The organism is Mesorhizobium sp. PAMC28654, from assembly GCF_020616515.1.
In the GTDB taxonomy this organism is placed as follows: Bacteria; Pseudomonadota; Alphaproteobacteria; order Rhizobiales; family Rhizobiaceae; genus Mesorhizobium.
Genome location: NZ_CP085135.1, coordinates 5,486,291 through 5,504,830, shown reverse-complemented (window position 1 = coordinate 5,504,830; position 18,540 = coordinate 5,486,291). Strand labels below are relative to the sequence as shown.

Sequence of the window (18,540 nt, the reverse complement as noted above, 5' to 3'; positions counted from 1 at the left end):
TCACCCACACGGACAACAACGCCCCAATGCTGAATCAGACCAAACCGGATCCCGTTCGGTCGGCCTTGCTGGACAAGGCCCAGGCGCAAGGTATCCGCCACGGCTATTTCACCCGCGTCGGTGGCGTCTCCAGCGGCATCTACCAGGGCCTCAACATCGGCTCGGGCTCCAACGATGACCAGACGTTGGTCGCCGAGAACCGCCGCCGCGTCGCCGAATGGATGGGCGTCCCCGCCACCCATCTCCTGAGCGCCCATCAGGTCCACTCGCCCGACGTTGTTGTTGCCCGCGAGCCGTTTGCCGGCGAACGGCCAAAGGCCGACGCCATCGTCACCGACCGCCCGGGCATCGCCGTCGGCGCCTCGACGGCCGATTGCGGACCGGTTCTGTTCGCGGATGCGCGAGCGCGCATCATCGGCGCGGCGCATGCCGGCTGGAAAGGCGCCTTCACCGGCGTGCTCGAAAACACCATTGCCGCGATGGAAGGCCTCGGCGCGCGGCGCGAGCGCATCGTCGCGGTGCTCGGCCCCTCGATCGGGCCGGAGAACTATGAGGTCGGGCCGGAATTCGTCGCCCGCTTCGTCGAGGCCGACGCCGCCAACATCCGCTATTTCACGCCCTCGGCGAAACCCGGCCATGCCATGTTCGACCTCAACCTCTATACGGTCGACCGGTTGAACAAGGCCGGCGTGACCGCCGAGGGGCTGGGCCGCTGCACCTATGCCGAGGACGATCTGTTCTATTCCTACCGGCGCACCACGCACCGCAACGAACCCGATTACGGACGGCAGATTTCAGCAATCGTTTTGGAGAAGCAATAATGGCGCTGCATTTCGAACGCTCGGAATTTGACGCGCGGCGCGATCGGCTGATGATCGAGATGGCCGAGAAGAAGCTCGACGCCGTGCTCCTGTTCGCGCAGGAAAGCATGTACTGGCTGACCGGCTACGACACGTTCGGGTTCTGCTTCTTCCAGTGCCTGGTGGTGAAGGCCGACGGATCGATGGTCCTGCTCACCCGCTCGGCCGATCTGCGCCAGGCGCGCCACACCTCGATCATCGACAACATCGTGTTGTGGACTGACCGCAACGGCGCCAATCCGGCGGTGGACCTGCGCAACCTGCTTAATGAACTCGATCTGCTCGGCGCCCGCATCGGCGTCGAATACGACACGCACGGCCTGACCGCCTACAATGGCCGCCGGCTGGACGAACAGTTGCAGACTTTCGGCCAGATCGCCGACGCCTCCGGCATTGTCAGCCGGCTGCGCCTGTTCAAGAGCCCCGCCGAAATCGCCAAGGCCGAGAAGGCCGCCAACCTTTCCGACGATGCGCTGGACGCGGCGCTGCCGCTGATCAAGCAAGGCGGCGATGAAGGCCTGATCCTGGCCGCCATGCAAGGCGCGATCTTTGCCGGCGGCGGCGACTACCCGGCCAACGAATTCATCATCGGCTCCGGCATCGATGCACTGCTCTGCCGCTACAAGGCGGGTCGCCGCAAGCTCGGCAAGAACGACCAGCTGACGCTCGAATGGGCTGGCGTGTTCAACCATTATCATGCGCCGATGATGCGAACGGTCCTGACGGGCAAGGTCTCGAAGCGGCACCAGGAGCTTTTCGACGCCGCCCGCGCCGCGCTTCTGGCTGTCGAAAAGGCGATGACGCCGGGCAATACGTTTGGCGATGTGTTCGACGCGCACGCCCGCACCATGGAGGCGCATGGGTTGACCAAGCACCGGCTGAATGCCTGTGGCTATTCGGTCGGCGCCCGCTTCACGCCGTCCTGGATGGACATGCCGATGTTCTACCAGGGCAATCCCGAGCCGATCGCGCCGAACATGACGCTGTTCGCCCATATGATCATCATGGATTCCGACACCGAGACGGCAATGACGCTGGGTCACACCTATCTGACCACGGAATCGCAGCCCAAGCCCTCTCCCGCCATGATCTCGACTTGATCGTACAGTGAATCCATAATGGGGGTGTCCGTCGCCAGGGAGTTTTCAGGCACATGAGGCGATCGCATGTGACGACCGTGTCATTGCTTGTTGCACTGGCGCTCTCCGCTTGCACCAATGCCAAGGATGTCCTCGAACCTTCGGCCATCACCCCGCCAGCATCATCGTCGACCCAGGCGCTGACCCCGACGCAGGGCACCACCACCGCGGCCGTCCCCGCGCCGGCAACTTCCACGCCCGCGACGTCCACCCCCGCGCCAGGCACCGCCACGCCGGCCCAGAGTGCTGCCATCCTGTCGAAGACCCGCTTGCAGATCGCGCCGATCGTCGGCGCCTCGGTGGAGGCGGCGACGCCGCTGACGGCCGAACTGCAGACACGCGCCAGGCAGCGCGGCATCACGCTCGCCGGCAGCCAGGACCAGACCGCGACCCATGTGCTGAAGGGCTATTTCTCGGCGATGTCCGAAGGCAAGGACACCACGGTGATCTACGTCTGGGACGTCTATGACCCGGCGGGCAACCGGCTGCACCGCATCAACGGCCAGCAGAAGGCGCCCTCGGTCAATGGCGCCGACAGCTGGAAGGCCGTCGCGCCGGCGACAATGCAGGCAATTGCCGACCAGACCATCGACCAATTCGCCGCGTGGCTCGGCGGCGGAGCCGGCTGAGGTGTGGTACCAACGCGCCACGACGTGACGTTTTCCCAAGATTAGCCGGCGGATTCCGGATAAGGGCGCTTGCAATACCGGCACGGGCCGCTAAAAGCCCGATCAAATCCTCCACCAGGAACGGTGCATGAAACTCTTCGCGGGCAATTCCAACAGGGTGCTGGCCGAAGCGGTCGCTCGGTATCTCAACATCCCGCTGGGCAAGGCCACGGTCAGGCGCTTCGCCGATCAGGAGATTTTCGTCGAGATTCAGGAAAACGTGCGCGGCGAGGATGTCTTCATCCTGCAGTCGACCTCGTTCCCGACCAACGATCACCTGATGGAACTGCTCATCATGATCGATGCCTTCATGCGCTCGTCGGCCAAGCGCATCACGGCGGTCATTCCCTATTTCGGCTATGCCAGGCAGGACCGCCGCGCTTCGGGGCGCACGCCGATCTCGGCCAAGCTGGTCGCCAACATGATCACGCGCGCCGGCGTCGACCGCGTGCTGACGCTCGATCTCCATGCCGGCCAGATCCAGGGCTTCTTCGACATCCCCACCGACAATTTGTTCTCGGTTCCGGTCATGGCCCGCGACGTGAAGGCGAAATACAAACAGCTCGCCAATGTCGTCGTTGTATCGCCCGACATAGGCGGCGTGGTCCGCGCCCGTGCGCTGGCCAAGCGCTTCGACGCGCAGCTCGCCATCGTCGACAAGCGCCGCGAACGTCCCGGCGAATCGGAAGTCATGAACATCATCGGCGCTGTCGCCGGCAAGGATTGCCTGCTGATCGACGACATCGTCGATTCGGGCGGCACGCTGTGCAACGCCGCCGATGCGCTGCTGGCCAATGGCGCCACCAGCGTCACCGCCTACATCACCCATGGCGTGCTGTCGGGCGGCGCCGTTGCCCGCATCAGCGGTTCGAAGCTGCAGGAACTGGTGATCACCGATTCCATCCAGCCGACTCAAGCCGTGCTCGACTGCCACAACATCCGCGTCATCTCCATCGCCGACCTGATGGGCGAAGCGATCTCGCGCACCGCGACCGAGGAATCAGTGTCGAGCCTGTTCGATTAGTACACGCACGGAGCAGACGCTCCACGCAGCGCAATAGCGTCAAGAATGGCTGGAAGACGTTTAGCTCTGACAGCCCCGATCAATCCCATCGCATCGAACTTGTGAAATCGATGAAGGCGCGTAGCGGTGCCGGCAGGTAGCGACGGCCCGGATAATAGAGAAACGGGCCTGAAAAACGCTCCCACCATGGCTCCAGCACCGGCTCCAGGACGCCACTGTCGAAATACGGCTGCAGCCAGTCCTCGAACAGGCTGACGATGCCGCAGCCGGCGATCGCCGCTTCGACCGCAAGGTCGGTCGCGGTGCCGGTGCTGACGATGAGCGGACCGGTCGGCTCCACCTTCACCACCTCGCCGTCGCGCACGAACTCCCAGGCAGTCATGGCACGGCTTCTGAAGCGACCGAGCAGGCAGGCGTGATCCAGCAGGTCACGCGGATGCTCGGGGCGGCCGCGCCGGTCGAGATAGGCCGGTGACGCGGCGGTGGCGAAACGTTGGTGGCGAGGGCCGATCGGAATGGCGATCATGTCCTGCTCCAGCCGCTCATCATAGCGGATGCCCGCATCGCAGCCGGCCGCCAGCATATCGACGAAACTGTCCTCGGCGATGATCTCGAGGCAGATGTCGGGATAGGCGGCAAGGAAGGGCGGCACGAGACGAGGCAGGACGAGCCGCGCGGCACTCACCGGCACGTTGAGCCGCAGCGTGCCCGCCGGCCGGTCGCGAAAACCGTTGACCACATCGAGTGCCGCCTCGACCTCGCCCAGTGCGGGTCCGAGCCGATCAAGCAGGCGCGCGCCGGCTTCGGTCGGCGCGACACTGCGCGTGGTGCGGTTGAGCAGCCGCACCCCAAGCCTTGCCTCCAACCGGCTCACCGCTTCGCTGAGGCTGGAAGCGCTGCCGCCGCCTGCCCGCGCCGCGTCGCGAAAGCCACCGGCTCGCGCGACCGCCACGAACGCCGTGAGATCGCCAAGGTCAGCCATTGTTCGCTCTCCCGAACAGCTTGTTTCGATTAAACCGCATTATCGTACGAGGCATAGCGGCCTACATGCAAGGTCGACCCAAGAGGAGACCATTCATGACCAACATCAACACAGCTGGAACATTCAAACTCGGCGACCGCACCGTGAAGCGCCTCGGCTATGGCGCCATGCAGCTTGCCGGACCGGGCGTCTTTGGGCCGCCGAAGGACCGCAACGCCGCTGTTGCCGTGCTGCGCGAAGCCGTGGCCAGCGGCGTCGATCACATCGACACCAGCGACTTCTATGGCCCGCACGTCACCAACCAGATCATCCGCGAGGCATTGCACCCCTACCCGGACGATCTCGTCATCGTCACCAAGATCAGCGCCCGGCGCGGCGCGCGTGGATCCTGGATTCCGGCCATGTCGCCCAAGGAACTGACGCAGGCCGTGCACGACAATCTGCGCAATCTCGGCCTGGAGCGGCTCGAAGTGGTTAACCTACGCAGCATGCTTGGCGTCCACGGTCCCGTCGAAGGGTCGCTCGAACCGCAGCTCACGGTCCTGGCCGAGCTTCAGCGCCAGGGTCTTGTGCGCCATATCGGGCTGAGCAATGTCACATCCACACAGATCACTGAGGGCCGCCGCATCTGTGAAATCGTCTGCGTGCAGAACATGTACAATCTCGCTCATCGGGACGATGACGCACTGGTCGACGAGCTGGCGGCGGCAGGCATCGCCTATGTGCCGTTCTTCCCGCTCGGCGGCTTCACGCCGTTGCAGTCGACGATATTGTCCGATGTCGCCGGCCAACTCGGCGCCACGCCGATGCAGGTGGCACTCGCCTGGCTGCTCCAGCGCGCGCCCAACATCCTGCTCATACCCGGCACCTCGTCGGTTGGGCACCTGCGTGAAAACCTGGCGGCGGCCGACCTGAAGCTGTCGGGTGAAACGGTCGCCATGCTCAACCAGATCGCAGCCGATCCCGTGCACGCCTGATACGGCGGCTCGCCGGGAAATTCAGGGCGTCTTGAGGCCGATCGGGCCTGGCCCCTGCAGCATCGGCACGTCGGGCCTCGCCGACCCACCCGCGCGCCTCATGTAGCCGCGCGGCGAGGCGCCCAGCATACGCTTGAACATGGTGATGAAGGCCGGCACGCTGTCATAGCCGAGGTCGAGCGCCACCCTGGTGATCGGCTCGCCATCGGCGAGCCGCGGCAGGGCCGCGAACAGGCAGGCCTGCTGGCGCCATGTGGACAGCGACAGGCCGGTCTGGCGATGGAAGGCGCGGGTGAAGGAACGCCGGCTCATGCCGGCGGCATCCGCCCATTCATCGATCGTCGCATGCGGCGAAGGTGCGGCCACGAAGCGCCGACACAGCGCCGCGAGTTTCGGGTCGGACGGGAACGGCAGGCCGAGCGGCCGTTCCGGCAGATTGGGGATCTCATGCAGCAGCAGGCTCATGATCAGCCCGCCACGCCCTTCCAATTCGCCGCCCTGCGGCAGCTTTTCCGATTCCACGATCAGGCTGTGCATCAGGTCGGTGACACCGACGACTCGCAAGCTGTCCGGCAGCCCGTCGATCGCCTGCGGCATCACATAGACCGAGCGCATCGAGACATCGCCCAGCATTTCGACTGAATGTTCGGTACCGGCGGGAATCCACATGGCGTGATCGGGCGGGACCATCCAGCGCCCGTGCCGCGTCGTCACCAGCACGACACCGACCAGCGCATGCAGCAGCTGGCTGCGGCTGTGGCGGTGTTGCGGCACGTTGTAGCCGTCAGGATATTCCGTTGGCAGCGCCACCGCCGGCCCGACGACCTGCTCCAGCCACTCCCAGCGGCTTTCATGCAACTGCCGGCGATCGACATTGCCCGCGTGGGATATTTCCCGTCCGTGCGGCATTGGATATGGCCCACTTGCGAAACTATTGGACCAAACCACGAAAGAAGTAGCTTGGCAACCGTCCTATAAGGCGGCCTGCGGGAGAGCCCGCAGTATGAGCGCGGGCGTGCCCGCCAAAAAGACCACGGAGCCTACCTTGACCGATACGACAGCCACCGGCGTCGCACCCGCGAGTGCCAGCCACACTTCAGCCCAGGCGACGGCCTTCACCGTCATCCTGGCGGTGAGCTTCTGCCACGGCATCAACGACATCATGCAGTCGCTGCTATCGGCCATCTATCCGCTCTTGAAGGAAAATTATGGCCTCGATTTCTGGCAGATCGGCCTTCTGACCTTCACCTTCCAGGTAACGGCGTCGCTGCTGCAGCCGGTGATCGGCATGATCACCGACAAGCGCCCGATGCCCTATTCCCTGCCTTATGGCATGGCCTCCTCGCTCGTCGGGCTGATCGTGCTCGCCTATGCCGGACATTATTCGCTGCTTCTGATCGGCGCGTCGCTGATCGGCATCGGCTCGGCCATCTTCCACCCGGAATCCTCGCGCATTGCCCGCTTCGCCTCCGGCGGCCGCTTCGGCCTCGCGCAGTCGCTGTTCCAGGTCGGCGGCAATTTCGGCCAGTCCATGGGGCCGCTGCTGGCGGCCTTCATCGTCGTGCCCTTTGGCCAGACCAGCATCTCGTGGTTCGCCGTCGGCTCGCTGATCGGCATCATCGTGCTGTGGCAGGTCGGCGGCTGGTACAGCCGGATGCGCGCCGCGCAGGCCAACCGCAAGACGGCGAGCTTCGTCTCGCCCTTCCCGCGCCGCAAGGTGATGTGGGCCCTGGCGGTGCTGACCCTGCTGGTGCTGACCAAGAATGCCTACATTGCCTCGCTCTCCAGCTACTACACCTTCTACGCCATCCATAAGTTCGGCGTTTCGGTGCAGATGAGCCAAGTCATGCTGTTCCTGTTCCTCGGCGCCTCGGCGCTCGGCATCCTGTTGGGCGGCCCGTTCGGCGACCGTTACGGACAGAAGGCGATGATCTGGTTCTCGATCGTTGGCGTGCTGCCCTTCACGCTGGCCCTCCCCTATGCCAACCTCGAATGGACGATGGTGCTGACGGTGCTGATCGGCCTGATCCTGTCGTCGGCCTTCTCCAACATCGTCGTCTTCGCGCAGGAACTGGTGCCGGGACGCGTCGGCATGATTGCCGGCATATTCTTCGGCTTCGCCTTCGGCATGGGTGGCATCGCGGCTGCCGTGCTCGGCGTCGTCGCCGACATGAAGGGCATCGATTTCGTCTTTCAGGTCTGCTCGTATTTGCCGCTGCTCGGCCTGCTGACGGTGTTCCTGCCGAACATGCGGGAAGCAAGAAAGCTCGACGCCGCGACCCGCTAGGCCGCATTGGTTGCGATATAGAAAGAAGCACCCGCCGGCTGACCGGCGGGTGCTTCTTTCTGCCTAAAGACTTACGCCTTGAAGAAGGCCAGCAGGTCGGCGTTGATGATGTCGGCATGGGTCGTGGCCATGCCATGCGGGTAGCCCTTGTAGACCTTGAGCTCGCCCTTCTTGAGCAGCTTGATCGTCAGGAGCGCCGAATCGGCGATCGGGACGATCTGGTCGTCATCGCCATGCATGACCAGCACCGGCACGTCGATTGTCTTCAGGTCCTCGGTGAAGTCGGTTTCCGAAAAAGCCTTGATGCAATCATAGTGCGCCTTGGTGCCGCCCATCATGCCCTGGCGCCACCAATTGTCGATGACGCCCTGCGATACCTCGGCACCGGGGCGGTTGAACCCGTAGAACGGACCGGCCGGAACGTCGCGGAAGAACTGGGCGCGGTTGGCCGCCTGGGCGGCGCGGAAGCCGTCGAACACCTCGATCGGCAGGCCGCCTGGGTTGGCTGGAGTCTTGACCATGATCGGCGGCACCGCACCGATCAGCACCACCTTGGCGACACGGCCGCCGGCGCCATACCGGGCGACATAGCGCGCCACTTCACCGCCGCCGGTCGAATGGCCGACATGGATGGCGTTCTTGAGGTCAAGATGTTCGGCAAGTTTCGCGACATCGGCGGCGTAGGTGTCCATCTCATTGCCGATGTCGGTCTGGGCCGAACGGCCGTGGCCCCGGCGATCATGGGCGATTACACGATAGCCTTGTGCCAGGAAGAACAGCATCTGGGCGTCCCAGTCGTCGCTGCTCAGCGGCCAGCCGTGATGGAAGACGATCGGCTGACCGGTCCCCCAATCCTTGTAATAGATCTGCGTTCCATCCTTGGTGGTGATCGTGCCGCTGCCGGAGCTGGGCTTGGATTGCGAGGCTTGGTTCATCTCAATCTCCCTTCAATTGTTATCGCGATAAACAATATCGCGATAACGATACAGCTAGCGCAGCCCGAAACCCTTGTCCATGAAATACGTATCGCGATATCATTTTTCGTGGTATCGAATTATTGCCTGCATCGGCAAGAAGGAATGCGTCGTGCCTCTCCCGTTGGACAATCAGCTCTGCTTCACGCTCTACGCCACCAGCATGGCGATCAATCGCACCTACAAGCCCATGCTGGACGAGATGGGGATCACCTATCCGCAATATCTGGTGCTCAACGCGCTGGGAGAAGCGGACGGCATGTCGGTCGGCACGATCGCGCGGCGACTCGCCCTGGAATCGAGCACGGTCACGCCGCTGGTCAAGCGACTGGAACAGGCTGGATTGGCGACCCGCCAGCGCAGCCAGACCGACGAGCGCCAGGTGCAGGTCGACCTGACCGCCGCCGGCCGCAAGCTGCTGGTCCAATGCAATTGCCTGAACGAGACCCTGATCGAGCGTTCAGGCATGACGCTGGCGCAGCTTGATGCCTTGAACCGGCAGGTTCAGGCGCTGCGCGATGCGTTGAGCGGTAGTCAGGAATAGCTGGAGCCGCGCTTCTGCCGGTACTCGGCGTCGTCGGTGTTTCCCGCCGAACATGAAGGCAGTCAGGAGCGGGTGCGGTGATCGGGTGAAGTCAATCAGACTTCGGCTTTTGACCCATGGCGGCTAAATAGCGGTCTAAGCCCAAAGCCATATCGCGACCATCCGCGCCGCCGGCGTCATGCGGACTTGCGGACGGCAAATGGCCGTTTGTGGACATCTCGGTGCCTCTGGAAATTCTCGGCGGGAGCGGGACGTCCGACACGAAAACCCTGGACGTTGTCTATGCCGAATTCGCGCATAAGGGCCATCTGCTCATCGGTTTCCACTCCTTCGACCAGAATCTTGTGGCCACGATTTCGGACCAGGGCAATAATGTCCTGGAGCATCGCCTTGCCGTTCGGCGTGGCGCAGTCGTGAAGAAACGAGCGGTCGATCTTCACCGTGTCGAAATCGATGAGACGAAGCCACGAAAGGCCGGCGAAGCCGGTGCCAAAGTCATCAAGCCATATCTTGATCCCCAGCAGCTTCAGGTCGCTGATGCAGCGAAGAATGTCCGAGTGCATCTCCATCTCCAGCCCTTCGGTGATTTCGAAGGCCAGCCTGTTGCCGGTTACGCCTGTCTCGCCAAGGATGGTCGCGACAGACGCAGCGAAGCCAGGCGTCTTGAGCTGGATTGGAGAGACGTTGACACTGACGACACGCACGTGATCCTCAGCCAGGAGTTCAGTACACACTGTCCTTATTGCCCAGCGCCCGAGTTCCAGGATCGCGCCGGTTCGTTCCGCGACAGGAATGAACAGGCTCGGTGGAACCAATGTGCCGTCCAGCATTTTGAGGCGCATCAAGGCCTCCACGGCCTCAAATCGGCCCGACGCGACATCCTGGATGGGCTGATAGACGAGCGAAACGAGGTTCTGGCTGATCGCGATCTTCAGCAGAGCCGCAAGGTTCTCGCTCTCGTCGCTGCTCTGGGGATCGGTCGGATCGAACAGCCGGGCACAATTTCGACCGCTGGCTTTTGCCAGATAGAGCGCGCGATCGGCTTCGTGGATGATCTTCTCCAATTTGGCGCCGGTCTGCTTCCTGGTGAATGCAGCGCCAACGCTCGCCGTCACAATCGAGATGCCGTCCCGTCGCAATTCGTGGGTAAGCGCCAGGTTCTCCACCGTGCGGCAAATGGCTTCCGCCAGATCCGCGACCTGGTCCTTCTTGTCCATGCGCGCCAGGACAATGAACTCTTCACCGCCATAGCGCCCGATCGAGCCATCATGTTGCTTGATCAGATCGCTAAGGGCATTGGCGACATGGATCAGGCAACGGTCGCCCTCCTGATGGCCGTAGCAGTCGTTGAACTTCTTGAAGAAGTCCACGTCGATGAGGATCGCGGCAAAGCTGCTGCCATGCTTTTGCCAGTCGGTCCAATAATCGCGCAGCTTCTCGTCGATCGCCCGCCGGTTCTCCAGGCCTGTAAGCGGATCGGTCCGCGACAGTCTTAGCAAAGCCTTGCCGCGTTCGGTCGCCTCCCTGTGCTGGATTTTTGCCTCCAGGGCGTTCAGAAAGACGTTGTAGCGCTCCTTGTTCAGCTTCCAGTTTACGTATGATGTGAACGTGAAGCATGAAATATAGAACGATCCAAATACCATTTTGTACGTCAGAGTAGCAGGCACGAGGTAATTTACCACATAAAGTATACACAATATAATCGTGGACGTTATGATAGATACCTTGAAGCTGAACGTGAAGAAAAGGTTGGCGCTCATCATGAAAATGGTGCCGAAGACCATATAGTAGGCGACGGTTTCCCTGTCGGCCCCCATGGACGTCGGATACAACCAACCAATGTAGCCGAAGATAATGGCCGCGGCGCAGGTCATATCCAGCCATTCCGTGGCGGCTCCCCGGCGAAGCTGCACTTCCAGGGTCAGCAGCGCGGTCAGTCCGACCGCGAAACGCGCCGTGATCGTATAGGCCGCCACATCTGGAATCAGCAGCAGATCGGTTGCCGAAAACAAGAGATAGATCACAACGGCGATCCAAAGCCCTGGCCTTGCGTCCGCTCGTCGCTTCGCCTGCGCTTCTCTCCGGTAAAGAATACGCAGTTCGTCCGACCCCGGCTCGTGGCGCGGTTCATACGATTCCACATGCGCCATGTCGGCCAAGCTGGATGACAGGCGGTCGTTCACGACAAACCCCGAGCGAAGGGGATTTTGCGTTCCGAGCTCTTTTCCAGCTTCTGCGCCCACGCGGGCCAACTCCTTGGGACGCGACAACGATTCTCCACGCCAGCAAAATGCAATGGCGCAAGACAAGTTTGCGTTAACTGGAACCGGGATTTCGAACCGCAAGATATTCAAAGAACTGAGATGGTTAGCGGGAAATTAATCATACCGCTAAAATGCATCCGAACCGCCGTTGGCAAATGGAGCATTCTACGCAATAAGTTAAGCCAGTATTAACCATGGAGTGATGCTGTGCAACCGTCTTTGATGGCAAGAGCCTGATTACCGCCGAGATGATCGCCAGCAGCCTCCATCGAGGAAAGCCCGAGCATCACGGCGAAGCGTTCGAAACCGCTCGCGCGGAGCTCGCGCTCATACTCCACACGTCGCACCAGCAGGTCGAACAACGAAAGGATCCCGCCGAGACCGTTCGCCGCCTGCTGTTGTCCCTCAACGCGCTGCGTTCCAAGGTCCACTCCGACGTCTGGCAAGCCTTGATACCGGTGGCTCAGAACCACCCGCTCCTGGAATACTTTCTCCAGGATCCGCTCACGCATTGGTCCTTCACCAAGCCCAGGGGGTATTCCGGCGACGCGCAGTTGCTGGACTACATCTACTGTGATCCGCACGTGGCCGAGAGCGTGGCAAGCGCCTCGGAGGTCGGCAAGGCGCTCTATAGCCATACCCAGAACGTACCATCGTGCGTCGCGGCACGGGAACGGCGCGATCTCTTGACCCGCTATGTCGATGAGATCGCGGCCAAAAACGGACCGCAAACCGAGGTCCTGGCTATCGCGGCCGGTCATTTGCGGGAGGCCAATCGCTCGGCCGCCCTGGCGGAGGCCCGTCTCAAGCGTTGGGTCGCGCTCGACCAGGATCCTCAGAGCGTTGGATTGATCGCGCGCGACTTCCAGGGCACCGCGGTCGAGGCCATCGACGGCTCGGTCAGGACCGTGCTGGCAAGAGGCCACAAGATGGGCAAGTTTGACTTCATCTACGCCTCCGGCCTTTACGACTACCTCCAGCACAACGTCGCCGTAAAACTCACCAAGACCTGCCTGCAGATGCTGAAGCCGAACGGGACATTTCTTTTCGCGAACTACGCGGAGGGCAATCCTGACGCCGGTTACCGTGAGACGTTCATGGACTGGGTGTTGCTGCTGCGCACGGAGGTCGACATGTGGAACATCATCAATGCCAGCGTCGACCGCAACACCGTCGAGGCGCGGGTGTTCTTTGGCGAGAACCGCAACGTGCTCTACGCAGTCATCGAAAAGCGCGGATAGCGGCCGCCTTGCACTGCCACCGACGTACGTGAAGGAAGCTCAAGCCGTGCCGCTGGTCCACGCTGGTTGCAATGAAAAGCACCCCGCTAAAGCCATCGCAGAAGGCGAGAGTTTAGCCATAGAACTCATGACAAAACTGAAATTTGACTACACGTTCCAAGGACAATCCTATCACTGTGTCGTTGAGCACGTAGACCGCCCATGGGGAAATGGATTGGAGGTCTGGCGACATGATGGCACGGGCGCTTTCGCGGATAGAACCCGGTGGGCGTGTCATACCGAGTTTCCGAATTTTGGGATCTTGCAAGAGCTGACAACTGACGATCTGGTCCAACTGGTAAGACGAGACATGTGCACAGAGTCGTTTGAGACGAATGTGCGAGGCGCGGATGCTGAGGGCCTGCGATTATTCCTTCGGATTTCACTGGAGGAAGATCGCACCTTTGCGGATGTATCGCGCGATTCCTAAGTTTCGCGAAAAAAGCGGCGACCTGAGATTCAGGAGAATTTCTGTCGCAGGCGTCGCTTCCTGAGTTCGGAAACGCCCGCTCGGTCCGCCATGCCAACGAAGCACGCCCTCGACATTCACCGGCCGACCCCACACCTTGCACCCCCGGCCACCTTCCGCTATAGAGCCGCCACCCGCGTAGACACCCTTGGAGGCAACGCGGCGGAAGGCTGCCTTCCCTTGTGATCCCCGAACAAAGGTCCGCTCATGCGGGTGCCTGCATTCGGACATCCAGGCCTGGCGGCTTTCGACGTTTACGGCCAAGCACATCGCCGCCGTGAGCGCTCCAGAACAAACCGAAAGGAAATGCCATGAGCCACGACACTTACGAGCTCAAGGCCGAAGCACGCGAACAGGTCGGTAAGGGGTCCGCCCGTGCAGTTCGCCGCAACGGTAAAGTGCCTGCAGTAATCTATGGCGACAAGCAGCCTCCCCTGGCTATTTCGCTCAACTACAAGGACGTCTTCTACAAGATCCATGGCGGTGGGTTCCTGACCACGGTCGCCACGATCGATGTCGAGGGCAAGAAGATCCAGGTCCTGCCGAAGGACTTCCAGCTCGACCCGGTCAAGGACTTCCCGCTCCACGTGGATTTCCTGCGCATCGGCAAGGACACCGAAGTCAACGTTGACGTGCCCGTGCACTTCATCAACGAAGACAAGTCGCCCGGCATCAAGCGCGGCGGCGTGCTCAACATCGTGCGTCACGAAGTCGAGTTCCACTGCCCGGCCAATGCGATCCCGGAATTCATTACCGTCGATCTCACCGGCGCCAACATCGGCGATTCGATCCATATCTCGGCGGTCAAGCTGCCGGCCGGCGTCAAGCCGGTGATCTCCGACCGCGACTTCACCATCGCGACCATTGCCGGTTCTTCGGCGATGAAGCCGGAGACGGAAGAGACGGCTGAGGCTGCACCGGAAGCGGCTCCCGCCGCCGAAGAGAAGTAATCCCCTTCCGCTCGGAGCTGACGATGCTGCTGTTTGCAGGACTCGGCAATCCGGGCGCGAAGTATGCCAACAACCGGCACAATGTCGGCTTCATGGCGGCGGACGCTATCGCCCGCCGCCATTCCTTTTCACCCTGGTCGAAGAAGTTCCAGGGCCTGATTTCGGAAGGCACGCTCGGCGGCGAAAAGATCGTCCTGATCAAGCCGCAGACCTTCATGAACCTGTCGGGACAGTCGGTCGGCGAAGCGCTGCGCTTCTACAAGCTCGAATCTTCGGCTCTCACGGTCTTCTACGACGAGATCGACCTCGCCGAGGGCAAGGTCCGCATCAAGACCGGCGGCGGCGCCGGCGGCCACAACGGCATCCGCTCGATCGACGGCCATATCGGCAACACCTATCGCCGCGTGCGCATCGGCGTCGGCCATCCCGGCATCAAGGAAATGGTCCAGCACCATGTGCTCGGCGACTTCTCCAAGTATGACCGCGAATGGCTCGAGCCGCTACTCGAAGCCATCGGCGACAATGCCGGCATGATCGCCAAGGGCGACGAGTCCGGCTTCATGAACAAGCTCAGCCTCGCCGTTCGGGGCAACGCCGAGCCCGAGCCGGAAAAGCCGGCGCAAAAGCAGGCTCCCAAGCAACAGAGCCACGTCCGCCAGGCGCGCCCGCAGCAGCCGGTGGCCAAATTGCCGGAATCCGGCCCCATGGCCGCCATGCTGAAGAAGCTGTTCGGCAAGGACTGAGCAAGACCCATAAGGCGGCACAGGGCTTGACGATCATTGGCCCTATCCCCCATAGCCCTGATCAAATTTCGATTTTCCCGATAGGACCGGACAAAATGGGTTTCAAATGCGGCATCGTTGGCTTGCCCAACGTCGGCAAGTCGACGCTTTTCAACGCGTTGACCAGGACGGCGGCGGCGCAGGCCGCCAACTATCCGTTCTGCACCATCGAACCGAACACCGGCGAGGTGGCGGTGCCCGATCCGCGTCTGCAGAAGATCGCCGCGATCGCCAAGTCGAAGGAGATCATCCCGACCCGCATCTCCTTCGTCGACATCGCCGGCCTGGTGCGCGGCGCCTCGAAGGGTGAGGGCCTGGGCAACCAGTTCCTCGCCAACATCCGAGAGGTCGACGCCATCGTGCATGTGCTGCGCTGCTTCGAGGATGACGACATCACCCATGTCGAGGGCCGCATCGACCCCGTCGCTGACGCCGAGACGGTCGAGACCGAACTGATGCTCGCCGATCTCGACAGCATTGAGCGCCGCATCGTGCAGATCCGCAAGCGCGCCGGCAGCAAGGACAAGGAAGCGACCACCGTGCTGCCGATGATGGAGGCCGCACTCGAGCTTCTGCAGGCCGGCAAGCCGACCCGCGTCCTGCTCAAGGGTATTTCGGCCGAGGATTTGCGCATCCTGCAGGGCCTGAACCTGTTGACCTCGCATCCCGTACTGTATGTCTGCAACGTCGCCGAGGCCGATGCCGCGACCGGCAACGAGCACACCAAGGCCGTGGAAAAGATGGCCGCCGCGCAAGGCGCCAGCGTCGTGGTGATCTCGGCCGCGATCGAGGCCGAAGTCGCCCAGCTTTCAGACGAGGAGGAAATGGAATTCCTGTCCTCGCTCGGCCTCGACGAACCCGGCCTCAACAAGGTCATCCGCGCCGGCTACGAGCTTCTCCACCTGATCACCTATTTCACCGCCGGGCCGAAGGAAACGCGCGCCTGGACCATCCACAAGGGCGACAAGGCACCGCAGGCCGCTGGTGTCATCCACACCGACTTCGAGCGCGGTTTCATCCGCGCCCAGACCATCGCCTACAACGACTTCATCACGCTTGGCGGCGAAGTGGCGGCCAAGGAAGCAGGCAAGGCGCGCGACGAAGGCAAGGAATATGTCGTCCAGGACGGCGACGTCCTGCTGTTCAAGTTCAACACCTGATACAGGGAATGCCCGAGCCTTCACTCAATTGGACAGCACCATATTGGTGGGCACGGCTGTCGAAAACGCCTTGGAGACACCGCGTTTCCATGTCTCGATCGAGGCTCGATCGGGGCGAATAAACAGGGCTTCCGGCGTGAAGCGCTGCCATGCGTAGTGATGTTTGGGCGCAACCGATGTCAGCAAGGGCTTGTTGAGCGCAACGGCAAGCTCGAACGCTTCGAACAGACCGCTCCCCACCGCTTCGACCTTGCCGAATTTGCTCAACACGACGAGATCGCTCGTTGCAATCCGGTCGACGATACTGGCGCAGGCCCCAACCACACCCAGTTCGTCAAGATGGCATGACGTATGGGCCGGCGGCTCATCCAGGTACATTGCGAAAAGGTTGCCGGTTTCAAGATTCCGCAAAAGGCCGGAACTGCATGAGCGCCCTGTCAGGCCGTGTGCTTCTTCCACGACACCGCACACCTTCACCCCTGCCCGCCGCCAATCCGAAACAGCCTCGGCCAGGAGCTTCTGGATTACCGCGCTCTCCGCACCGACGATCGCTGCAATCAGCTTTCCGGTCATGTGATTTGCCTTTGCTGTTCGGCGCCTTCCACGGAATAGCATGACGCCCACTTGCGCCAATTTTGTGCAATCACTCAAAATTTTGAAAGTGTTTAAATCGAAGCGAGCACTTCTGGCCCAAGCCAGCTACTGCCCGACCACCATTCGGCCGCCCACCCACACAGTAGCGATGTTGGCGCGTGCCGCGTTGAGCACGATCTTCTGGAAGACATCCTCAAGCGTATCGTCGGCCGCGTTGACGTGGATGTTCGAAGCCTTGGCCCTGGTGTCGATCAGCAACGCGTCGAATTCATAACCAACGCGAAAACTGCCTGTCGGCAGGTCGAGCGCCTCCGCTCCTCCGGCGGTGGCCAGCCAGAACGCCTCTTGATGCGTGATGGGCTCACCGGGCGCGCCGCGCTGCTCCGCCGGCAGTCCGGCGTGCACGCCGCTCTGCAGCGTCCTGGACGCCGACAGCGCATGCCGGCAGCCGTCGAACAGCGACGGGCTGTAGCCGCCCGAAATATCCGTCCCCAGCCCGACATGCATCTGCCGGTCAAGCGCCGCGCGCAGCGGGAACGCGGCATTGGCGAAATAGAAATTGGACAGCGGGCAATGGGCAACGCCCGCGCCCTTCTCCTTGATCAGGTCCATGTCCTGCCCGTCGATGAAGTTCGAATGCGCGAGGATCGTATGCCGGGTGAGCAGGCCGAAACCGTCCAGGCTCGCCGCATCGGTTTGGCCGAAGCGCGCCTCCACGAATGCCTTTGCCCAGTCGCTCTCGGAGCAATGTGTCTGCACGTGGCAGCCGAATTCGGTCGCAAGCTCGCCCAGCCCCTGGAGTGCTGCATCGGTGCAGCTTGGGATGAAGCGTGGCGTTATCGCCGGCTGGACAAGCGGCCTCTCCTGAGTATCCAGCGCCTTGACCGCATCGATGAAACGCCTGGTGTCCGCTACCGCGCTTGCCGCATTGGCATCGCGGTAGAAGGGCGGGCACTGTTCGGGGTCGTCCATCGCCACCTTGCCTACAAGTGCGCGCTGGCCTTTTTCAAGGCATGTCTCGGCGAGCGCCAGGCTCGCTTCGACATGGACCGTGGCGAAATAGAGCGCCGTGGTGGTTCCGTTGGCCAGGAGATTGTCGACCAGATCGGCATAGACTTCGCGCGCATAGGCCAGGTCAGCGAAGCGCGCCTCGAGCGGAAAGGTGTATTTCCGCAGCCAGACTTCGAGCGGCACATCCAGCGCCTTGCCCATCTGCGGCCATTGCGGCGCATGGATGTGCAGGTCGACGAGACCGGGCAGCAGGAACTGGCCGTTGCCAAGCAGCACCAGCGTACCCGCCTGCCGGGCATCGCTCTCCCTCGCTTGGTATTCTGGATGACCGGGCGCCAGGATCTCAGCGATACGCCCCTGCGCATCGACGCTGAACAGATGATCCTCCAGCACTTCCAGCCGGCCGCGTTCCGGTGTGTGGAAGGCGGTCCCGATCAGCGTGAAGGCTTCTTTCGTCATGCGTGGTCGCTCCAGCTAAGAGTCTGCGTGGCCTACTAAAAAACAGTTGGGAAACTTTGTTGCCGCTGTCCTTCGGGCCCGACTGATCACATGATCGAACGATAAATTCCAGAGGG

16 protein-coding genes and 1 pseudogene are annotated in these 18,540 nt (G+C 62.1%); 11 read left to right on the top strand and 6 right to left on the bottom strand.

Annotated features, from left to right (window positions below):
* Nucleotides 1-26 precede the first annotated feature (26 nt).
* The 4 genes and pseudogenes from pgeF (at nucleotide 27) to LGH82_RS26980 (ending at nucleotide 3,691) form a co-directional block, all read left to right on the top strand.
* Entirely contained in the window at nucleotides 27-821 is a 795-nt protein-coding gene (gene pgeF, locus LGH82_RS26995; RefSeq protein WP_227345642.1) for a peptidoglycan editing factor PgeF, read from the top strand.
* Nucleotides 821-1,971, top strand: a pseudogene (locus tag LGH82_RS26990) (M24 family metallopeptidase). The gene pgeF and the pseudogene LGH82_RS26990 overlap by 1 nt, the downstream one beginning before the upstream one ends.
* 42 nt (nucleotides 1,972-2,013) lie before the next feature.
* Nucleotides 2,014-2,628 carry a hypothetical protein gene (locus tag LGH82_RS26985; RefSeq protein WP_227345641.1) on the top strand — a complete coding sequence of 205 codons (615 nt, stop codon included), beginning with the start codon at nucleotides 2,014-2,016 and terminating at the stop codon, nucleotides 2,626-2,628.
* A gap of 127 nt (nucleotides 2,629-2,755) precedes the next feature.
* On the top strand, nucleotides 2,756-3,691 hold the full coding sequence (locus tag LGH82_RS26980) for a ribose-phosphate pyrophosphokinase (RefSeq protein ID WP_227345640.1): 936 nt from the start codon (nucleotides 2,756-2,758) through the stop codon (nucleotides 3,689-3,691).
* Nucleotides 3,692-3,770: 79 nt separating this feature from the next.
* Here LGH82_RS26980 and LGH82_RS26975 read toward each other — a convergent pair whose 3' ends face one another.
* On the bottom strand, nucleotides 3,771-4,673 hold the full coding sequence (locus LGH82_RS26975) for a LysR family transcriptional regulator (protein ID WP_227345639.1): 903 nt from the start codon (nucleotides 4,671-4,673) through the stop codon (nucleotides 3,771-3,773).
* 95 nt (nucleotides 4,674-4,768) lie between these two features.
* On the opposite strand from LGH82_RS26975, the gene LGH82_RS26970 reads away from it, so the two are divergent.
* A complete protein-coding gene (locus LGH82_RS26970; protein ID WP_227345638.1) occupies nucleotides 4,769-5,650 on the top strand; it encodes an aldo/keto reductase family oxidoreductase in 882 nt (293 codons plus the stop codon).
* A gap of 21 nt (nucleotides 5,651-5,671) precedes the next feature.
* On the opposite strand, the gene LGH82_RS26965 is transcribed toward LGH82_RS26970, so the two are convergent.
* The gene (locus LGH82_RS26965; protein ID WP_227345637.1) at nucleotides 5,672-6,559 is read right to left on the bottom strand and encodes an AraC family transcriptional regulator; all 888 of its coding nucleotides are present in this window, start codon (nucleotides 6,557-6,559) and stop codon (nucleotides 5,672-5,674) included.
* 94 nt (nucleotides 6,560-6,653) lie between these two features.
* Here LGH82_RS26965 and LGH82_RS26960 point away from each other — a divergent pair, with 94 nt between their 5' ends.
* On the top strand, nucleotides 6,654-7,937 hold the full coding sequence (locus LGH82_RS26960; protein WP_227345636.1) for an MFS transporter: 1,284 nt from the start codon (nucleotides 6,654-6,656) through the stop codon (nucleotides 7,935-7,937).
* A gap of 71 nt (nucleotides 7,938-8,008) precedes the next feature.
* On the opposite strand, the gene LGH82_RS26955 is transcribed toward LGH82_RS26960, so the two are convergent.
* The gene (locus LGH82_RS26955) at nucleotides 8,009-8,872 is read right to left on the bottom strand and encodes an alpha/beta fold hydrolase (RefSeq protein ID WP_227345635.1); all 864 of its coding nucleotides are present in this window, start codon (nucleotides 8,870-8,872) and stop codon (nucleotides 8,009-8,011) included.
* 151 nt (nucleotides 8,873-9,023) lie between these two features.
* Here LGH82_RS26955 and LGH82_RS26950 point away from each other — a divergent pair, with 151 nt between their 5' ends.
* Nucleotides 9,024-9,455, top strand: a complete 432-nt coding sequence (locus tag LGH82_RS26950; protein WP_227345634.1) for a MarR family winged helix-turn-helix transcriptional regulator — start codon at nucleotides 9,024-9,026, stop codon at nucleotides 9,453-9,455.
* Nucleotides 9,456-9,631: 176 nt separating this feature from the next.
* On the opposite strand, the gene LGH82_RS26945 is transcribed toward LGH82_RS26950, so the two are convergent.
* A complete protein-coding gene (locus LGH82_RS26945; RefSeq protein WP_227349692.1) occupies nucleotides 9,632-11,605 on the bottom strand; it encodes a putative bifunctional diguanylate cyclase/phosphodiesterase in 1,974 nt (657 codons plus the stop codon).
* Between the two features lie 362 nt (nucleotides 11,606-11,967).
* Here LGH82_RS26945 and LGH82_RS26940 point away from each other — a divergent pair, with 362 nt between their 5' ends.
* From LGH82_RS26940 to ychF, 4 genes are all read left to right on the top strand, one after another.
* Nucleotides 11,968-12,960, top strand: coding sequence for a class I SAM-dependent methyltransferase (locus LGH82_RS26940; protein ID WP_227345633.1), 993 nt, complete (start codon nucleotides 11,968-11,970; stop codon nucleotides 12,958-12,960).
* 819 nt (nucleotides 12,961-13,779) lie between these two features.
* Complete coding sequence (locus tag LGH82_RS26935) at nucleotides 13,780-14,418, top strand: 50S ribosomal protein L25/general stress protein Ctc (RefSeq protein WP_227345632.1); 639 nt, start codon at nucleotides 13,780-13,782, stop codon at nucleotides 14,416-14,418.
* A gap of 23 nt (nucleotides 14,419-14,441) precedes the next feature.
* On the top strand, nucleotides 14,442-15,161 hold the full coding sequence (pth, locus tag LGH82_RS26930) for an aminoacyl-tRNA hydrolase (RefSeq protein WP_227345631.1): 720 nt from the start codon (nucleotides 14,442-14,444) through the stop codon (nucleotides 15,159-15,161).
* Nucleotides 15,162-15,256: 95 nt separating this feature from the next.
* Entirely contained in the window at nucleotides 15,257-16,360 is a 1,104-nt protein-coding gene (ychF, locus tag LGH82_RS26925; RefSeq protein WP_227345630.1) for a redox-regulated ATPase YchF, read from the top strand.
* 24 nt (nucleotides 16,361-16,384) lie between these two features.
* On the opposite strand, the gene LGH82_RS26920 is transcribed toward ychF, so the two are convergent.
* The gene (locus tag LGH82_RS26920; RefSeq protein WP_227345629.1) at nucleotides 16,385-16,933 is read right to left on the bottom strand and encodes a DUF2478 domain-containing protein; all 549 of its coding nucleotides are present in this window, start codon (nucleotides 16,931-16,933) and stop codon (nucleotides 16,385-16,387) included.
* Between the two features lie 126 nt (nucleotides 16,934-17,059).
* Nucleotides 17,060-18,424: a guanine deaminase gene (gene guaD / locus LGH82_RS26915; RefSeq protein WP_227345628.1), complete on the bottom strand. Its 1,365-nt coding sequence runs from the start codon at nucleotides 18,422-18,424 to the stop codon at nucleotides 17,060-17,062.
* Nucleotides 18,425-18,540 lie beyond the last annotated feature (116 nt).